Genomic DNA, 17982 nt, shown 5'->3' with positions numbered 1-17982 from the left:
ATGTTTATTCCGACACAACGGATTCCAGGGGTCCGTCGTTCCCGCCGGAATGGGCTTTCCCGCCCGATCCGGCTCATCGTCCGGGGGAGGGGTGCGACGAAACGGCTCCACCCGGAACGGCCCCTCCCGAAGCAGGCAGTCCGAAGGACACCCGGGTCCAGCGGCCCAGCTCGCTCTCGATGCGCAGCATGCCGCCCATCCGCTCCACCAGGCCGCGGCTGATGGCGAGCCCCAGGCCCAGCCCGGGGGTGGAGGCGCGGCGCTTGTCGCCGACCTGCACGAAGGGCTGGCCGAGCAGCGGCAGCTTGTCCGCGGGGACGCCGCAGCCGGTGTCCTCGACCGTGAAGCGGACCTGACCGGGAACCGCCCGGTCCAGCCCGACCGTGACGGTGACGCGGCCGCCCTTGGGGGTGAACTTTCCGGCATTGCCCAGCAGGTTGGTCAGGATCTGCTGCACGGCGCGGCGGTCAGCCGCCACCCGGGGCAGGTCGGGGGCGACCGCCACCTCCAGCTCGATCCCCTTGTCCCGGAGGGAGGGGCCCAGCATCCGCACGGCATCGGAGGCCAGCCCGTCCGGCGGGCAGGGCTCGATCTCCAGCTCGATCCGGTTGGCCTCGATCCGGGCCAGATCCAGCAGGTCGCTGATGAGCGCCAGCAGGTGGGTGCCGGCCTGGGCCACGTCGGCGGCGTACTCCCGCCGCTTCTCGGGGTCGATGTGCTCGTCGGTGTCGGTGGCGACCAGCTCGGAGAAGCCGATGATGGCGTTGAGCGGCGTCCGCAGCTCGTGGCTGAGCGCGGCCAGGAAGCGGTTCTTGGCGTGGTTCGCCGCCTGCGCCGCCTTGAGCTGCTCGCCCACCTCCTCCGCGAGCGCGCGCAGGTCGGCCTTCTGCTGCTCGATCACCGTCATGTCCTTCAGCGCCGCGACGACCATGGGCTTGCCGTCGATCAGGGTGGCGGACAGGGTGACCAGCACCGGGAACAGGCTGCCGTCCTGCTTGCGGCCCTGCACCGCGCGCCAGCCGGCCATCTGGCGGCGGGCGTCGGGTTCCTCCGTCTCGAAGAAGGCGCGGGCCAGCCGGCCGTGCGTCTCCGCCTGCCCCTCGGGCAGCAGCACGTCCACCGTCTGGCCGACGATGGTGTCCGCCGGCCAGCCGAACAGCGCCTCCGCCGCGCGGTTGACCCGCGTGATGCGCAGGTCCCGGTCCACGGTCATGATGCCGTCGGGCACGGCCGCCAGGATCGCCTCGATCTGGCCGCGATAGTCCAGCGCCTGCTCCAGGGTGCGCCGCTCCTCCGTCACGTCCAGGTGGGTGCCGACCATGCGCAGCGCCCGGCCGGTGCTGTCGCGGCCCATGATGCGGCCGCTGTCGCGCACCCAGACCCAGTGCCCGGCCTTGTGCCGCATGCGGATGTCGCAGGCGTAGAGCGGGCTGCGACCGGCGAAGACGTCCTCCAGCAGGGCTTCGGCCTTCTCCAGGTCCTGCGGGTGGACCAGCCGGCGCCAGGTGGCGATGCTGACCGGCCCCAGCTCGGCCAGGGTGTAGCCCACGATGCCGGCCCAGCGTTCGTTGATGACCAGCGCCCCGGTCTGCGGGTTCCAGTCCCAGATGCCCACGCCGGTGCCGGCGATGACCTGGTCCATGCGCTCCTTCTGGTCGCGCAGTTCGGCCCGCACCAGCCGCATGTGCCGCTCCACCAGCGCCCATTTCTCCTCGGCACGGCGGGCGCGCAGCAGCGCTGTCGCCGTCGTCACCAGGGGCTGCAACGCTTCGATCTGGCCGGGATCGTAGCCGCCGGGTCGGTTGCCCAGGGCGACCAGCCCCGTGAAGACCGGTGGGGCCGCGATCGGGATGCCCAGGAAGGCGGTCAGCGGGACCGGGCCGTCGCCGGCCGGCCCGGTCAGGGCCGGTGTATTCTCCAGAAGGGCGCGGCCCTTCCGCATCACCCGGCCGACCGGCCCGTCGAAGGGCACCAGGGCCGCAGCCTGCCGCTCGCTGGCCTCCGGGCCGCCCCCCTCCGTCCCGAGCCCCGCCAGCGCCATGGGGCAGAGGAAGGGGGAGCGGCCGGCATTGCCGAACACCTCCCCGATCAGGCCGCAGGGGCTGCCGGTCGCCTCGCGGAAGGCATCCAGGATGCGCGCGAACAGGGTAGCCGTCCCCACCCCGGCCAGGGCATCGGCCTGAAGGCGGGTGATCACCTCCAGCAGCGTCGTACCGTCGCCGCCGACGGGCACCGGCCAGGGGCTGCCGTCAGCCATGGCCGGAGCTCCCGGCAGGCGGGAACGGGGCGGGGTGGGCGCGGACACGCATGGGAGCCTCGAACTCGATGCTCCAGGGTGGTGGAAGCCCGGTTAATGGACCCTTAAGATGGTGCGCGCGCATCGGCGGTCGCGCATTAGCTGCGTCCGGTGGCCGGGCCCGGCAGCCGGATCCGATCGGCCGGGTTCAGCCGACGGCCAGCAGGCGTTCCTCCAGCCCGGCCAGCAGGCTGTGCCGCTCCGCCCCCTCGATGATCCGGATCAGCGCCATCAGCCAGCGCACCTCGCCCGCGGCATCGACCAGCGGCAGCACCACCCGGTCGTAGACGATGGGACCCAGTCCCGTCTCGAAGGAGATGCGGGTCAGGACCGGCTGCCGCGACACCACCACCTGGCGGCAGACATCGTGGGCATGCTCCAGCGACTCCCCCGTCTCGATCTCGCTCAGCATCCGGCCGGTGGCGTCGCCGCCATAGGCGTCCACCAGGGCCGTGCCGAACAGGCGGAAGCGGTAGCGGCCGCCGGGCAGCACGTCCAGCAGGCAGATATAGGGCAGCAGGTCGCCCGGAAGTTCATAGGGGCGGATCTGGTCCTTGCGGGCCGGCCCCCCGGGTGACAGCGTGCGGATGTGGGCGAGCAGGCGGCGGCAGGCTTCCGTCGCCTCGCTTTCCGTCAGGGCGACGGTGATGGTGGGCCGCGACGGACCGGCGTCGCGGCGGGGGCGGAAACGGTTCACCTGAACCTTCCAGAAAAATTGCATCAACTTGTATGTTATAGGAACGTCAGATCGGGAGCACGCGCCGAAACGTCATCCTGTCCTTGCGCAGTAGGCCCGGCTCCCGGCCGGCAGTCGGATGCCGGCGTGCGGGGCAGGGGCGCGGAGCAGGGGCGCGCCGCGGCCATCGCGGCAGCCCGGGGGTTCACCCGCCGGCCGGGAGCGTGTATCTCCGGACGGACAACCCCGCAGGGAGGCCCCGCCATGGCCGAGGACCAGACCCACGCCGCCCCGATCCCCGCCCCGCCGCCCGGCGAGCCGCCGCTCCGGGTGGCGGTCATCCCCGTCACGCCGTTCGCGCAGAACTGCTCGCTGCTCTGGTGTACCGCCACCCGCCGGGCCGCCGTGGTGGACCCGGGCGGCGGCGTGCCGACGATCCTGGAGGCGGTGCGCCGGCACGGTCTGACGGTGGAGCGCATCCTGGTCACGCACGGCCATGTCGATCACGCCGCCGCCGTGGCCGATCTGGCGGAGCGGCTGAAAGTCCCCGTCGAGGGACCGGCCCGCCAGGACGACTACTGGATCGCCGAGCTGGCCAGCCATGGCGCCGCCTACGGCATGCCCTATGCCCGGCCCTTCACGCCCGACCGCTGGCTCGGCGACGGCGACACGGTGACGGTGGGCGCGCTGACGCTCCAGGTCCTGCACTGCCCGGGCCACACGCCGGGGCATGTGGTCTTCTTCCATGCGCCGTCGCGCTTCGCCGTGGTGGGCGACGTGCTGTTCAAGGGATCGGTCGGGCGGACCGACTTCCCCGGCGGCAGTTTCGAGGCGCTGGTCGCCTCGATCCGCGGCAAGCTGTTTCCGCTCGGCGACGACGTGACCTTCCTGCCCGGCCACGGCGAAACCTCGACCTTCGGCCAGGAACGCCACGGCAACCCCTTCGTCTCCGACCAGGCCGTCCGCGGCCGGGGATGAGACCGCAGCATCGCAGGCGAAGGGTTGCAAGCTCTGCCCGTCGGGGTTACTTCTCTTGGTTGTTGTAACAGACTCCGTGCACAGTCCGGATGGGCGCAACCCCCACCTTCGATCTTTATGTCGATGACAGTGGCAGCCGTATGCCCGACAGGGTTGCCCCCTTGCCGCGGGCGGATGGCGTCGATGCCTTCGCCCTGGGTGGTTTCATGATACCTGCCGAACAGGCGGGAATGGTTCATGCGGAGGTCGCGAACCTGGTTGGCCGCTACGATCTCGCAGGACCGCTGCATTCCCACGAGATCCGGTGCCGGAAGGGCGTCTTTGCCTGGCTGGGGCAGGATCGGGACCGCGCAGCCCGCTTCCAGGCCGATCTCTCCGATCTGATCGCCCGCCTGCCGATCCATGTGACGGCCTGCGTGGTCCATCGGCCGGGCTACAATGCCCGTTATCGAGCCCTCTATGGCGACGGGCGCTGGAGGCTCTGCCGGTCCGCCTACCAGATACTCGTCGAGCGATGTGCCAAGATCGCAGCGGCGCAGGACCGCATGCTCAAGGTGTTCGTGGAGGCCTGCGGCAAGCGGGAAGACAGGGATATCCGGGACTATCACGCCCGCCTGATCCAGACCGGCGCGGACTTCGACAAGGGGACGTCCGGCAAATACGATCCGCTTCTTGCAAGCGGTTTCGCCCGGACACTGGTCAGGAATCCCACGTTCATCCGGAAATCCAACCCGATGGGGCAGATCGCGGACATCCTGCTCTGGCCCGTCGTGAAGGGGTGTTACGATCCGGACTATCGGCCGTTCCGGCATCTGGTTGCGCACAGCAAACTCATCGACCGGACCCTGGCGCATGGACTGGTGAACTGCGGGATAAAGTATTATTGCTTCGATCCCGAAGCTCCGGCAGTTACATCCGTTGGAACGGTAGGAAGCACCCTTTGAAAGACAAAGGGCCCGGAAATCTCCGAGCCCCTTCCCCCGCCGTCTACGACGACGCCCGGTCGCAATTGACCATGGTGTGATCCTAAGCGCATCCGCCCGGCATCGTCAAGGCCAGGGTCGGAGGGCTGGAATCCCGCCGCCTTCGCTTGACCTTCCCCGTCCTTTGGCCCCCCGCCGGACATGGAAGGCACCGGCGGCGGATCGGACCCGTGCAGGTGGCCGCTCCCCTCGGGGCCGGCCACCGCGCGGGCGGTTCTTACTGTGCCGGACCCGATTGCAGGGTGCCGGTGACGCTGCCGCCGTCGGCGATGCTGATGCGGCCGTAGCGGACGGTGCCGTCCACCAGACCCGTCTCCCCGATGGAGAGGGTGCCCGACACCTCGATGGTGCCGCTGGCCCGGCCCTGCACCCGCATGCTCTCGACCTTCGCGGTGCCCTCGAACTGGCCGCCCTCGGCCACCTCCAGCACCTTCACGTCCACCAGGGTGACGTCCACCAGCCGACCGGCCACATGGAGCGTGTCGCAGTGCGAGATGGTGGCGCCTTCGATCCGCGCTTCGGCGGAGATCGTGGTGACGCCGCCCGGCTTGGCCGGCTGCGGTGCCGGTTCGGCGGCGCCGTTGGCACCGGGTCGCGGGAAACTGCGCGGATCGAGGATGTCGGTCGGCATCGGCAAGGCTATCTCCCCAAAGGGCGGTCGCATGGTCCAACGGCCCCGCCCGGTCGGAGTTATTCATAAGCTGAGCGGGTTAATTCCGCAAGAATAGAGCACTTCCGGGGGACAGCCCTGAGCTTGTCGCGCCCCTCCCACGATTGACACGGCCCCCGCAGCGCACAATAGTCGCCGTTTTCCCGCCGCCGCAGGCATCCGGAGCGTCCGGACGCCGTCCGGGGCGGGGCTTCCGGCGCCGCACCCCGGCGCCGCATCCCGAGGAGAGGAGCCGTGGTCCCTGTCGTCATGCCGACCTATGCGCGCATCGATGTGATCTTCGAGCGCGGCGAGGGCAGCTATCTCTGGGACACGGAAGGCCGACGATACCTTGACTTCACCAGCGGCATCGCCGTCAACGCGCTCGGCCATGCGCACCCCTATCTGGTGCAGAAGCTGACCGAACAGGCGCACCGGCTCTGGCACACCTCCAATCTGTTCCGCGTCGCCGGGCAGGAGAGCCTGGCCCGGCGGCTGACGGCGCTGACCTTCGCGGACACGGTGTTCTTCACCAATTCCGGCGTCGAGGCGTGGGAATGCGCGATCAAGACCGTGCGCAAGTACCATTACGAGACCGGCAACCCGCAGCGGACCCGCTTCATCGTGGCCGGCGGCGCCTTCCACGGCCGCACCACCACGGCCATCGCCGCCGCGAAGTCGGAGAAGATGGTCAAGGGCTTCGGCCCGCTGCTGGACGCCTTCGACCAGGTCGCGTTCAACAACCTGAACGAACTGCGCGCCGCCATCACGCCGGAGACCGGCGCCATCATGGTGGAGCCGATCCTGGGCGAGGGCGGCATCATCCCGGCCGATCTCGACTATCTGCGCGCCCTGCGCCGCACCGCCGACGAGTTCGGCCTGCTTCTCGTGTTCGACGAGATCCAGACGGGCGTCGGCCGCACCGGCAGGCTGTTCGCGCATGAATGGGCCGACGTGACGCCCGACGTCATGTGCATCGCCAAGGGCATCGGCGGCGGCTTCCCGATGGGCGCCTGCCTCGCCACGGAGAAGGCGGCCGTCGGCATGACGGCCGGCACCCACGGCAGCACCTTCGGCGGCAACCCGCTGGCCATGGCCGTGGGCAACGCCGTGCTGGACGTGGTGACCGCGCCGGGCTTCCTGGAGCGGGTGCAGGAGACCGGCAGCCTGCTCCAGACCCGGCTGGAGGCGCTGGTGGAGCGCCATCCGACGGTGCTGGCGGCGGCGCGCGGCCGCGGGCTGATGCTGGGCCTGCGCTGCGTCGTGCCGAACGGCGATCTGGTCACCCGGCTGCGCCTGAACGGCCTGCTGGTGGTCTCTGCCGCCGACAACGCCATCCGCATCCTGCCGCCCCTGATCGTGGGCGAGACGGAGATCGACGAAGCCATCGCCATCCTCGACCGCACCTGCCGGGAGCTTGCCTCCCAGAATGGAACCGCAGCATGAGCCCCGCCGCCAACCGCAAGGTCCGCCATTTCATCGACATCCATCTGCTGGATGCCGGCAGCCTGCGAGGCATGCTGGACTACGCCGCGGCGCTGAAGCGGGCGAAGCAGCCGGAGAAGCCGCTGCTGGGCCGGACGCTGGCGCTGATCTTCGAGAAGCCCTCGACCCGCACCCGCGTCTCGTTCGAGGTCGGCATGCGCCAGCTCGGCGGCGAGGTCATCACCCTGACCGGCAAGGAGATCCAGCTCGGCCACGGTGAGACGATCGGGGACACGGCGCGGGTGCTCTCCCGCTTCGTGGACGCGATCATGCTGCGCACCGACGCCGAGGAGAAGCTGCACGAGATGGCGGAGGCCGCCACCGTCCCCGTCATCAACGGTCTGACCGACAAATCGCATCCCGTGCAGATCATGGCCGACATCCTGACCTTCGAGGAACGCAAGGGGCCGATCGCCGGCAAGGTCGTCTGCTGGTCGGGCGACGCCAACAATGTCTGCGAGAGCTGGATCCACGCCGCCGTGCGCTTCGACTTCGAGCTGCGCGTGGCCTGCCCGGCCGAGCTGGCGCCCAGTGCTGAGACGCTGGAATGGGTGCGCCGCAACGAGGGCCGCGTCATCGTCACCCGGGATGCGGAGGCCGCGGTGGCCGGGGCCGACGCCGTCGTCACCGACACCTGGGTCAGCATGCACCACCAGGACGCCGAGCGCCGGCACGCCCTGCTGAAGCCCTATCAGGTGAATGAACGGCTGATGGGATTGGCGCAGAAGGACGCCATATTCATGCACTGCCTCCCGGCCCATCGGGACGAGGAGGTCTCCACCGCCGTCATCGACGGGCCGCAGTCGGTCGTCTGGGACGAGGCGGAGAACCGCATGCACGCCCAGAAGGGCATCCTGGCCTGGTGTCTGAACACATGACCGATCCCACCCGCGCGGGCGGCGCCGATCCCGGTGCCGGCCGCGACCCCGCCCGCGATCCGGACCGCGTGACCGCGGACCTGGACGTGGTGCAGCCGTTCCAGCTCGACCGCTCCAGCCTGCGCGGACGCCTCGTCCGCCTGGGCCCGGCGCTGGACGAGATCCTGACCCGTCACGCCTATCCCGATCCCGTGGCGCTGCTGCTGGGCGAGACCATCACGCTCGGGGCGGCGCTGGCCTCCGCGCTCAAGTACGAGGGCATCTTCACCCTCCAGACCAAGGGCGACGGGCCGGTCTCCTTCACCGTGGCCGACGTCACCAGCGTCGGCGACCTGCGCGGCTATGCCAGCTTCGACGCCGACCGGCTGGCCGCGGCGGTGGCCGCCGGCGCCCCCGGCACGCTCCGCGACCTGCTGGGTACGGGCTATCTCGCCTTCACCGTGGACCAGGGCGAGCACACGGAGCGCTACCAGGGCATCGTCGAGCTGGCCGGCGACAGCCTGGACGACGCCGTGCGCCATTATTTCCGCCAGTCCGAGCAGCTCGCCACCGGCATCAAGGTGGCGGTCGGCCGCGATCCCGCCGGCCGCTGGGTCGGCGGCGCCATCCTGGTGCAGGCCCTGCCGGAGGAAGGCGGGGCGCGGAGCGAGGCGGCCCGCCGCTCCGACGTGGAGGAGGACGACTGGCGCCGTGCCATGGTGCTGCTGGGCTCCTGCACGGAGGCCGAGCTGCTGGACCCGCGGCTGCCGGTCAACGACCTGCTGTTCCGGCTCTTCCATGAGGAGGGCGCGCGGGTCTACACCCGCCACGCCCTGCGCGCCGCCTGCCGCTGCTCCCGCGGGCGGGTGGCGACGGCGCTGCGCTCGATCCCGCGCGGCGAGCTGGAGGACCTGAAGGTGGACGGCCGGGTCGCCGTCACCTGCGAGTTCTGCAAGACCGAATACGGCTTCGACGACGCCGCCCTGGACGCCGTCTACGCCGACTGACCGTTCCGGCCGCCGGGTGCTCCCCAAGGGGGCGCTCCCGGTCCGGAGGGGCGGCCCTCTCAGGGAACCAGGAAGAACCAGGCCGTCAGGCCCGCGCCGACGCTGACGACGAAGCGGCGCACCCATTCCACGGGCACCCGCTTGGCGACGACCACGCCCAGATAGCCGCCGGCGATGCAGGTCGCCATCACGATCAGCGCCGCCGGCCAGCGCACCAGCCCGTCCGCGATGAACAGGACGATGGCGATGCCGTTGATCAGGACGGACAGCAGCACCTTGGCCGCGTTGATGCGGTGGAAGTCGTCGCCCTCCGTCACCGCCAGCGCGGCCAGCATCAGGATGCCCATGCCGGCGCCGAAGAACCCGCCATAGATCGCCACCAGGAACTGGATGACGGCGCCCGCGATGTGGGAGACGGCGCCGCCCGGCGGTCGCTCCGCCGCGTCCTCCTGCCGCTCCCGCCGGCCACGGGCGCGCAGGTACGCCGTCAGGCGCGGGCTGAAGGCGAACAGCAGGGTCGCCACCAGCAGCAGCCAGGGCACCAGCACGCGGAACTGGGCATCCTCCAGCCGCAGCAGCAGCCACGCCCCGATGGCCGCGCCGGCCAGACTGACCACGCCCAGCAGGGCGAAGCGGCGCCCGTGCGCCACCACTTCCTGCCGGTAGGCGGCCATGCTGGCGATGCTGCCGGGCCAGACGGCCACCGAACTGGTCGCGTTGGCGGCGATCGGCGGGATGCCGACGCCGACCAGGGCGGAGAAGGTGAAGAAGGTGCCGCCGCCGGCCACGGCGTTCACCACGCCGGCCATCAGCCCGGCCCCGCCCAGCAGCAGCATGTCCGTCAGGGTCACGTCGCCTCCAGCCCCCCTGTATCCGCTGCCGGGAGGCTAACGCGATTCCGGGGGCTCTGGAAACGGCCCCGGCCGCTCGGCTTGACGGTTCCCGGGGGCGGTTCCCGGGGGCGGTTCCGGGGGGGGGCGGTCAGGGGGATGGCGGCTCCAGCGGCGGGGGCAAGGGATGCTCGGCCGACTCCGCCTCGGCCGCGGTGGCGGGATCGGCGGCGTCCGGATCGGGTGCGTCCGGACCGGAGCGGGCCGCCCTGCCGTCCTCCTCCTCCGTGCTCTCCGGGGCTGCCGGATCGTACCGCGGGACAGGATCGGCCCGGTCCCGGTCGGTGGGCTGTGGTGTTGGGGGCTGCGGGGCGGGGAACTCCGGCGGCGGGGGCATGTCCTGCGCCCGTGCCGGGCCGGTGACGGCCGGCAGCAGCAGGACCGCGGCGAGGATGCGCGCGGGCCAGCGGCGCAGGGGACGGGCCAGGGGACGGGCCAGGGGGCGGGACAGCATGGGCGACGGCATGGGCAGACTCCGGTGCGGCTCGGCCCGCAACAGGACGGGACGGACGCGGTTCCCCGGCCGGCGGCGTCACCGCCGCATTTCCCGGCGCGAGCCTTGCCGTGGGCGGGAGCGCGGGGCAGGATGCGGCCACGTTTCGGGGGAACGGCCCCCTTCCGGTCGGCTCCTGCCCGCCGTTCCGTCCATGAGGTTTCCGATGATGCGCCAATCCCTCCGTTTCCCCTTTCTCCCCACCCTCCTGCTTGCCGTCCTTCTGGCCGCCCTGCCGTCCGGCCCTGCCGCCGCGCAGCAGCCGGGTCCCGGCCTCTCCTTCGCGGAGAAGGGGACGATCACCCTGGACGTGGCGGAGATCGAGGTGGTCAACGAGTATGTGCCGCCCCTGAAGGAGCCGAACGTGGAGCACCTGCTGCCCGTCACCCCGTCGGATACGGTGCGGCTCTGGGTGCAGGACCGGCTGAAGGCCGGCGGCAACAGCGGCCGCGCCCGGGTGGTGATCCGCGACGCCTCCGTCGTGGAGGCGGAGCTGGAGCGGACGACCGGCATCCGCGGCTGGTTCACCAAGGACCAGTCGGAGCGCTACGAGGGCAAGCTGGCCGTCGATGTGCTGGTGGACCGGCCGGCCCAGGGCTTCAGCGGGGCGGCCAGCGTGGCCGTCGCCCGCTCCACCACCGTGGCGGAGGATGTCAGCCTCGCGGAACGCGAGAAGGCGATGCTCGACCTCGTGCGCGCCATGGCGACCGACCTCGACGCCCAGCTCGATGCGGCGATCCGCGCCAACCTGTTCCCCGCCATCATCCTCTGACGGTCTCCGGCTCCGACACCTGTCGGTGCGCATCCCCGCCGGCGTGATGTCCCGGCCGTGATGTCCCGGCCGCGCCGCTGTTGCCGGACGGCATGCCGTCCGGCGATCCGCCGGGGGGCCGCGACGCAGGAGGACACCATGAGCGAGAAGGGCCTGAGCGAAGGGACGGAGACCGCCCGGGACTCCGAGGAGGCGAAGCGCCGCGAGGTCGAGGCGGCCCAGGCGAACCGCCGTGAGGCGGAGCGGCGGCCCGGCCGGACCGGGCCGGGAGAGGGCGGAACCCCGCCGGGCGGCGCCGTGACCGGACCCGTCCCCGGCGAGTCCGTCCACGGCACCGCCGGCCCCGACTGATCCCCGCCCCGCCCTTTTGCCTCTTCCCTGCCTTTCCCTTCCTGACGGTCCGGCTGCTGCGCCCGCCGGGAACCGGCCCCGGTGCCGCCTGTTGAGCCGGGCACCGTTCGAAGCGCCGCCGCAGCAATCCCTTCCGCGGGCGGCCTCTGGGAGGATGCGATGAGCTACGATTACGGCACGGGTGGGCGCCGTCCGGGCGCCTATGGCAGCGACCGGCCCGACGACCAGGACCATGGCAGCTACGGTTCCGGCCGCGGCAGCAACTATGGCGGCGGCTACGGGGGTGGCGGCTCCGCCCAGGGCGGCGGCCCGGGGAGCTACGGCCGCGTCGGCCAGGGGGGCTGGCAGGGCCGGCAGGGTCAGGGCGGCGGCATGGGCGGTCTGAGCGGCGGCGACGCCTACCAGATGGCGCCGCTGCTGGTCGGCGGCCTGATGACGGCGCTGGGCGTCCGCCGTGGCGGCTGGCTGGGCTACGGCATCGCGCTGGCCGGGCTGGGCGTCATCCAGCAGGCCTTCAGCGGCCGGTCGGCGATCCGCGACTGGGTCGGCGAGGAATGGCTGGGCGAGAGGAGCGGCGACCACGAGCAGCGGGCCGTCACCGTCTCCCACAGCGTGACGGTCAACCGCCCGGCCGAGGAGCTTTTCCGCTTCTGGCGCGACTTCTCCAACCTGCCGCGCTTCATGCACCATCTGGAGCGGGTGGACGTGATCGACGACCGCCATTCCCACTGGGTCGCCGAGGGGCCGGCCGGGCTGCGCGTGAGCTGGGACGCCGAGCTGACCGACGAGCAGGAGAACCGCCGGCTGGCCTGGCGCGCGGTGGAAGGGGCGGACGTGCCCAACTGGGGGCATGTCGAATTCCGCCCCGCCCCCGGCGGACGCGGCACCGAGGTGCAGGCCGTCATCCGCTACGAGCCGCCGGGCGGGGCCCTGGGCCGCGCCGTCGCCCGCCTGCTGGGCCGCGAACCGCAGCAGCAGATGCGCGACGACCTGAACCGCTTCAAGCGGATGATGGAGTCGGGCAGCGACACCACCACGGCCGGCCAGTCCGCCGGCGAGCGCACGACCGTGGGTGCCGCGATGGAGCGGTCCTCGGCCTCAGGCTCGTCGTCGGGGTCGCCGTCGGGGGCGTCGGGCGGCGCCTCGCCGGGCACCGCGGGCGGGTCGGCGGGGTCCTCCGGCACCATCACCGGCGACGTCTGACGATCGTCCGGCGGTCCGTCCGGGTCCGCCCCCGGCCGGCACGGCCGTCCGGGGGTGCGGCCCGGCGATGCGTTTTCCACGACGCTGCCGGCCGGGCGCATCCGCTAGGATGGGGCGTCTTTCCCACCGCCCGTTTTTCCGTCCTCCGAGGTGCCGCATGTGCGCGTCGTCTCCGGTCCGCCCGATCCGGGCGGCCCGCCCGCTGTCCGTTCCCGTCCTGGTCCTGGCCGCCCTGCTGGCGGGTGCCGGGCCGGCGGCGGCCCAGGCAACCGGCCCGGCGCCTGCTGCCCCGGCACCGGCTCCTGTGGCACCGGCGACGGAGACGGCGGCGGAGGGGCCGCTGGCGGACGCCGTGCGCGGCAGCCTCTACGTGGCCGAGAGCGCCCGGCTGGCGCAGGAGCGGTCCGATACCGAGGAGGTCCAGGAGATCGCCAGCGACATCCTGGACAGCCACACGGTCCTGCTGGATGAGCTGGGGGCCGAGGCCGTGCGCCGCGGGGTCGTGCCGCCGGCCGATCCGGGCGTCGCCCCGGCCGCCATGCTGATGCAGCTCCGTCAGGCGGCGGACGAGGATTTCGACACGCTCTGGCTGACCCAGCAGATCGACGCGCACCAGCGGCTGGTCGCCCTCTACCGCGAGGCGGCGGCGCCGGCGGCCGGCGGCGGCCCGGCTGCGGCGCTGCCCGGCGAGGCGCTGGCGACGCTGGAGGACCTGCTGGCCCGGCTGCGCGATGCCGCCGGGGTCGGCGTGGCCGGCAGCGGCGCCAACTGACACCGCCCTCTTGGGGGCGCCGTCATAAACCCCTGAAACTACTCTGGATCAGTGGACACGCCTGCGACGAGGGTGATGTTGAACCTGACGGCGGGGCTCCCAATATTAGGGCGCAACCGCAACGTGGCTTCTGGGGACATCCATGGCTATCGGACCTTACAATCGATACGCGACCGCAGGCCGCGCACTCGATCAGGCCCAGTTCGACGAAGGCCTGCGGCAGCACATGCTGCGCGTCTACAACTACATGACCGTCGGCCTGGTGATCACGGGCCTGGTGGCCTTCCTCGGCGCCAGCACGCCGGCGGTCGTCGGCGCGGTCTACGGCACGCCGCTCCAGTGGGTGGTGATGCTGGCCCCGCTGGCCTTCATCTTCATCCTGAGCTGGAACTTCCACAAGATGTCGGCGGCGACGCTCCAGACGCTGTTCTACGTGTTCAGCGGTCTGATGGGCCTGTCGCTGATGTACATCTTCCTCGTCTACACCGGGGCGAGCGTCGCGCGGGTGTTCTTCATCACCGCCGGCATGTTCGCCGCGACCAGCCTCTACGGCTACACGACGAAGAAGGACCTGTCCTCCATGGGCGGGTTCATGGTCATGGGCCTGATCGGCATCGTGATCGCCGGCCTCGTGAACATCTTCCTGGCCAGCTCGGCGTTGCAGTTCGCCATCTCGGTGATCGGCGTCATCGTCTTCACCGGCCTGACCGCCTGGGACACCCAGCGGATCAAGGAGCAGTACGCCGAAGGCTGGGGGGCGGAGGCCAACGGCAAGCTCGCCGTGATGGGCGCGCTGTCGCTCTATCTGAACTTCATCAACCTCTTCACCATGCTGCTCCAGCTCCTCGGCCAGCGCGACGAGTAGTCGGCAGCGACCGGACCGGAGGTCCCCCGGGGGCCTCCACCGCGGACCGCCCGGGGGGTTCCCCGGGCGGTTTCTTTTTGTTCATCCCGGATCAGCAGGGGACGGCAGCGGCCGTTCCCCGTTTACAGCGTGATCCGTTTCCGGCGCAGCCCGGTTCCGGGCAACCGACACCGCAGGGGATGGCGACAGAGCGTGAGCGCGAAGCAGGACCGCCGGCTGGACCGGCGCTTCAACCGGCTGGAACAGGCGCTGCCCGATCCGGTCGGCACCCGCCTGAACCGGCTGCGCCGGCCGCGTGCCTTCTGGCTGCGCGTGCCGGCGGGCATCCTGCTGATCCTGGGCGGCTTCTTCGCCTTCCTGCCCGTGCTGGGCTTCTGGATGCTGCCGCTGGGACTGCTGCTGCTGGCCGTGGACATCCCTTTCCTGAAGGGGCCGATGAACCGCCTGATGATCTGGGGCGAGCGGAAATGGGCGGTCTGGCGCCGCCGCTGGCGCCGGGGCGGCTGAGCGTCCCCGGCATCGCTGGCCGGTGTCCCCTTGCGGTGACGGCGCGGCGGCGCCACCCTGGATGCCCCGGCTCCTGCCGCCCCGCGATGCCCGAGCCCCTCCGATGGATGTGACCGCGCTGCCCCGCCGCCCCGTCGCCGACTGCACCGCCGCGGAGGTCGCGGCCGCCCTGAATGCCGGTTTCGAAGGCTATCTGGTGCCCGTCCGCATGGACGCGCAGGGCTATGAGCGGCGCTTCCGCGGCGAGGATCTGGATCCCTTCTCCAGCTACCTGTTCGGCCCGCCCGGCCGGCCCGCCGGCGTGATGCTGGTCGCGCGGCGCGGCTGGACCTCCCGCATCGCGTCGCTGGGCGTGGCGGCGGACTGGCGCGGCCGCGGCCTGGGCCGGCACGCCCTGGAGCTGGCGGCGGCCGAGGCCCGCATGCGCGGCGACCACGCCCTGCTGCTGGAGGTTTTCGAGCAGAACAGCCGCGCGCTGGCGCTCTATGAACGGCTGGGGTTCCGGCGGCTGCGCCGGCTCTATGGCCACCGCCGCGAGCCCGCCCGGCCGGAGGCGGTCGCCGCCGCTGCGGCGCTGCGCCCGGCGGACCCGCTGGCCCTGTCCCGCGCCGTGCTGCGGGCGGGGGAGGGGGCGGACCTGCCCTGGATGCTGCAACCGGAGACGCTGGCGAAGGCGGCGCATCCGTTCCGCGCCGTCGCCCTGGCCGGAGAGCCCGTGGGGCAGGCGCCGCTGGCGCTGCTGCGCGATCCGGGGACGGAGGCGATGCTGCTGACGGCGCTCTTCGTGCCACCGGACCGGCGCCGGCAGGGGCTGGGCCGGCGGCTGCTGGACGCGCTGGCCGCGGCCTATCCGGGGCGGCCCTGGCTGATCCCGCAGATCGTGCCGGAGGGGCCGCTGGACGCCTTCCTGCTGGCCGCCGGCTGGACCCGGCAGGCGCTGAACCAGTTCGACATGCGCCTGGACCTGTAGGCCCGCCCGCGCCCTTGCCCCCGCCCGGCTACTGCCGGGGTTCGGTCAGGGGCGACAGCACCAGATCGCAGCCGCCCCAGGACCGGCGCGCCTCCGCCACCGCCTCGGCCAGATCGCCCGCGTCCGCCGGATCGCCCGGCACGAACACGGCGACGCCGCGGTTGCCCGCGTTCAGCGCCAGCGTCAGCCGGTGCCCGGCCCGCTGGTCGCGGTCCATCAGCACCAGATTGGCCCCCGCGGCCGCCATCAGGCGCGCCGCCTCGGCCGCCGCGGCGGTCGCGGTGCCGGCCACGACGACAACCTTCCCCTTCACCTTGTCCCCCTCACGCTTCCGCTCCGGTCCCCCTCACGCTTCCGCTCCGGCGCTCCGGGCGGCGGCCGCGCGGCGGCGCCCGGCCCGGGTGAGCGCCCCGTAACGCGGGGCGAACAGGATGGCAAGAGTCAGAAACAGCCCGGCCAGGGTGGCGATCATGCCCGCGGCGTTCACGCTGGCCTGGAATCCCAGCCAGATCGGCCCGAATGCGCCCAGCGCATAGCCCCCCGTCCCGGCCGCCGCCCCGACCAGCAGCGACAGCCCGATCTGCACGGGCAGCCGGTCGGTCAGCAGACGCGCCGTCGCCGCCGGGCAGATCAGCATGGCGATGACCAGGATGGAGCCCACCGCCTCGAAGGCGGCGATGGCGGCGACGGCGGTCATCGCCACGATGCCGTGCTGCACCAGGGCGGACGGCAGGCCCAGCGTGTCAGCCAGTCCGGGGTCGAAGCTGGCCAGCGTCAGCTCCTTGAAGAACAGCAGCACGATGCCGCCCAGCAGCAGGAAGACGACGGCGAGCTGCACCACCTCCCGCGGCAGCGCCGCCCACACCAGGGGGTCCAGCAGCGAGGCCCAGCCCGTGGGGGCGAGCCAGATCACCGCTTCAAGCTGGCCGTAGAGCACGCAGTCGGCGTCCAGGTCCACGCTGTGCGCCGCCGCCTGCTCGATCAGCACCACCCCCAGCGCGAACAGCCCGGTGAAGACCACCCCCATGGCCGCCCCGGCCTCCACCCGGCCCAGCCGGCGCACCAGTTCGATCAGCACCCCCGCCACCACGGCGGCCGCCAGGGCGCCGGTCATCATGGGAAAGGTCTCGCGCGTGCCGGCGACCAGGAATCCCACGACGATGCCGGGCAGCACGGCATGGCTGATGGCGTCGCCCAGCAGGCTCTGCCGCCGCAGCACCAGGAAATTGCCCACCAGGGCGCAGGACAGGCAGGCCAGGGTGGCCGCCAGCATGGCCGGCAGGTCGATGCTCAGGAACGGGTTCATCCCAGCCCCTCCCGCCGGCGCAGCAGGCGCCGGCGCAGGACCCGTGCCAGCAGGCCCCGCGCCGGGGCGACCAGGAAGCTCAGCACGAACAGGGCCGTCGCCACCAGCACGATGACGGCCCCCGCCGGCAGGTCGGCATAGGCGCTGGAGAGCCAGGCGCCGATCCCGCCCGACAGCGCCCCCAGCACGCCCGCGGCCACCGTCATGGTCGTCAGATCGTCGGTCCAGAAGCGGGCGGCCACGGCCGGGGTGATCAGCAGGGCCACGATCAGGATCAGCCCCACCGTCTGCAACCCCACCACCGTCACCAGCGTCACCAGCCCCAGCAGCAGCAGGTCGATGCGCCCGGCGGGCCAGCCCTGCACGCGGGCGAAGCCCTCGTCGAAGGCGACCAGCCGCAGCTCCTTGAAGAACAGCGCCACCAGCCCCGCCGCCAGCAGCGCCAGCAGGCCCAGGGCGGCCGCCTCGCGCGCGCTCATGGCGGCGGTCTGGCCGAAGATGAAGGTCTTCAGCCCCGCCGCCCCGCCGGTGGGCAGCGCCTGCACCACCGACAGCAGCACCACCCCGATGCCGAAGAAGACGGACAGCACCGCCCCGATGGCGGCGTCCTCCGGCAGCCGGGTGAAGCGCGTCACCGCCTGCACCGCCAGCACCCCCAGCCCGCCGCTGACCGTGGCGCCCAGCAGCAGCAGGGGCAGCGACCGCCCCTCCACCCCCGCCAGGGCGCCGATCAGGAAGGCCAGCGCCAGCCCCGGCAGGGTGGCGTGGGCCAGGGCGTCGCTGACCAGCGAGCGGCGCCGCAGCAGCAGGAAGCTGCCGACCGTGCCGGCCGCAGCCCCCAGCGCCGTGGCCCCCGCCAGCACGACGGCGGTGTTCCAGCCCGGTCCCGCCGGAGAGAGGACGCTGTCCATCGGCAGCCCCC

20 protein-coding genes are annotated in these 17982 nt (G+C 72.2%); 12 read left to right on the top strand and 8 right to left on the bottom strand.

Annotated elements, in window-relative coordinates; all coding sequences use genetic code 11:
* Positions 1-73 precede the first annotated feature (73 nt).
* Positions 74-2257 (bottom strand): sensor histidine kinase, encoded by a 2184-nt coding sequence (locus tag ACFQPS_RS12295; RefSeq protein ID WP_377359357.1) that lies wholly within the window; start codon positions 2255-2257, stop codon positions 74-76.
* Positions 2258-2444: 187 nt separating this feature from the next.
* Positions 2445-2993 (bottom strand): PAS domain-containing protein, encoded by a 549-nt coding sequence (locus tag ACFQPS_RS12290; protein ID WP_377359355.1) that lies wholly within the window; start codon positions 2991-2993, stop codon positions 2445-2447.
* Positions 2994-3236: 243 nt separating this feature from the next.
* On the opposite strand from ACFQPS_RS12290, the gene ACFQPS_RS12285 reads away from it, so the two are divergent.
* Positions 3237-3950 (top strand): MBL fold metallo-hydrolase, encoded by a 714-nt coding sequence (locus ACFQPS_RS12285; RefSeq protein ID WP_377359353.1) that lies wholly within the window; start codon positions 3237-3239, stop codon positions 3948-3950.
* Between the two features lie 89 nt (positions 3951-4039).
* Entirely contained in the window at positions 4040-4894 is an 855-nt protein-coding gene (locus ACFQPS_RS12280) for a DUF3800 domain-containing protein (RefSeq protein WP_377359351.1), read from the top strand.
* A gap of 256 nt (positions 4895-5150) precedes the next feature.
* Here the strand turns inward: ACFQPS_RS12280 and ACFQPS_RS12275 are convergent, their stop codons facing one another.
* The gene (locus ACFQPS_RS12275; protein WP_377359350.1) at positions 5151-5564 is read right to left on the bottom strand and encodes a bactofilin family protein; all 414 of its coding nucleotides are present in this window, start codon (positions 5562-5564) and stop codon (positions 5151-5153) included.
* A 273-nt stretch (positions 5565-5837) separates the two neighbouring features.
* Here ACFQPS_RS12275 and ACFQPS_RS12270 point away from each other — a divergent pair, with 273 nt between their 5' ends.
* From ACFQPS_RS12270 to ACFQPS_RS12260, 3 genes are read left to right on the top strand one after another with little or no spacing between them, the layout of a single operon-like run.
* Positions 5838-7028 (top strand): aspartate aminotransferase family protein, encoded by a 1191-nt coding sequence (locus ACFQPS_RS12270; protein ID WP_377359348.1) that lies wholly within the window; start codon positions 5838-5840, stop codon positions 7026-7028.
* Positions 7025-7945, top strand: coding sequence for an ornithine carbamoyltransferase (gene argF, locus ACFQPS_RS12265; RefSeq protein ID WP_377359346.1), 921 nt, complete (start codon positions 7025-7027; stop codon positions 7943-7945). The genes ACFQPS_RS12270 and argF overlap by 4 nt, the downstream gene beginning before the upstream one ends.
* The gene (locus ACFQPS_RS12260; protein ID WP_377359344.1) at positions 7942-8931 is read left to right on the top strand and encodes an Hsp33 family molecular chaperone HslO; all 990 of its coding nucleotides are present in this window, start codon (positions 7942-7944) and stop codon (positions 8929-8931) included. The genes argF and ACFQPS_RS12260 overlap by 4 nt, the downstream gene beginning before the upstream one ends.
* Positions 8932-8990: 59 nt before the next feature.
* On the opposite strand, the gene ACFQPS_RS12255 is transcribed toward ACFQPS_RS12260, so the two are convergent.
* Positions 8991-9782, bottom strand: coding sequence for a sulfite exporter TauE/SafE family protein (locus ACFQPS_RS12255; protein WP_377359342.1), 792 nt, complete (start codon positions 9780-9782; stop codon positions 8991-8993).
* 130 nt (positions 9783-9912) lie between these two features.
* The gene (locus ACFQPS_RS12250; RefSeq protein WP_377359340.1) at positions 9913-10287 is read right to left on the bottom strand and encodes a hypothetical protein; all 375 of its coding nucleotides are present in this window, start codon (positions 10285-10287) and stop codon (positions 9913-9915) included.
* Between the two features lie 193 nt (positions 10288-10480).
* On the opposite strand from ACFQPS_RS12250, the gene ACFQPS_RS12245 reads away from it, so the two are divergent.
* The 7 genes from ACFQPS_RS12245 (at position 10481) to ACFQPS_RS12215 (ending at position 15754) form a co-directional block, all read left to right on the top strand.
* A complete protein-coding gene (locus ACFQPS_RS12245) occupies positions 10481-11086 on the top strand; it encodes a hypothetical protein (RefSeq protein ID WP_377359338.1) in 606 nt (201 codons plus the stop codon).
* A 138-nt stretch (positions 11087-11224) separates the two neighbouring features.
* Entirely contained in the window at positions 11225-11437 is a 213-nt protein-coding gene (locus ACFQPS_RS12240) for a hypothetical protein (protein ID WP_377359336.1), read from the top strand.
* Positions 11438-11596: 159 nt separating this feature from the next.
* Positions 11597-12640, top strand: coding sequence for an SRPBCC family protein (locus ACFQPS_RS12235; RefSeq protein ID WP_377359334.1), 1044 nt, complete (start codon positions 11597-11599; stop codon positions 12638-12640).
* Positions 12641-12797: 157 nt separating this feature from the next.
* On the top strand, positions 12798-13412 hold the full coding sequence (locus tag ACFQPS_RS12230) for a DUF4142 domain-containing protein (protein ID WP_377359332.1): 615 nt from the start codon (positions 12798-12800) through the stop codon (positions 13410-13412).
* Between the two features lie 142 nt (positions 13413-13554).
* Positions 13555-14277, top strand: coding sequence for a Bax inhibitor-1/YccA family protein (locus ACFQPS_RS12225; RefSeq protein WP_012567631.1), 723 nt, complete (start codon positions 13555-13557; stop codon positions 14275-14277).
* 192 nt (positions 14278-14469) lie between these two features.
* The gene (locus ACFQPS_RS12220; protein ID WP_377359330.1) at positions 14470-14784 is read left to right on the top strand and encodes a hypothetical protein; all 315 of its coding nucleotides are present in this window, start codon (positions 14470-14472) and stop codon (positions 14782-14784) included.
* Positions 14785-14887: 103 nt separating this feature from the next.
* The gene (locus ACFQPS_RS12215) at positions 14888-15754 is read left to right on the top strand and encodes a GNAT family N-acetyltransferase (RefSeq protein ID WP_377359329.1); all 867 of its coding nucleotides are present in this window, start codon (positions 14888-14890) and stop codon (positions 15752-15754) included.
* 28 nt (positions 15755-15782) lie between these two features.
* Here ACFQPS_RS12215 and ACFQPS_RS12210 read toward each other — a convergent pair whose 3' ends face one another.
* The 3 genes from ACFQPS_RS12210 to ACFQPS_RS12200 are packed head-to-tail and all read right to left on the bottom strand — an operon-like array spanning position 15783 to position 17971.
* The gene (locus ACFQPS_RS12210) at positions 15783-16067 is read right to left on the bottom strand and encodes an SDR family oxidoreductase (protein ID WP_377359326.1); all 285 of its coding nucleotides are present in this window, start codon (positions 16065-16067) and stop codon (positions 15783-15785) included.
* Between the two features lie 33 nt (positions 16068-16100).
* Positions 16101-17060, bottom strand: coding sequence for a metal ABC transporter permease (locus ACFQPS_RS12205; protein WP_377359324.1), 960 nt, complete (start codon positions 17058-17060; stop codon positions 16101-16103).
* Positions 17057-17971, bottom strand: coding sequence for a metal ABC transporter permease (locus ACFQPS_RS12200; protein ID WP_377359322.1), 915 nt, complete (start codon positions 17969-17971; stop codon positions 17057-17059). Before ACFQPS_RS12200 ends, ACFQPS_RS12205 begins: the two co-directional genes overlap by 4 nt.
* Between the last annotated feature and the right edge of the window lie 11 nt (positions 17972-17982).

The sequence above is a fragment of the Rhodocista pekingensis genome, from assembly GCF_042665545.1.
GTDB lineage: Bacteria > Pseudomonadota > Alphaproteobacteria > Azospirillales > Azospirillaceae > Rhodocista > Rhodocista pekingensis.
The sequence above is the reverse complement of the archived record's forward strand: the minus strand, read 5'-3'. Positions and strand labels throughout refer to the sequence as shown.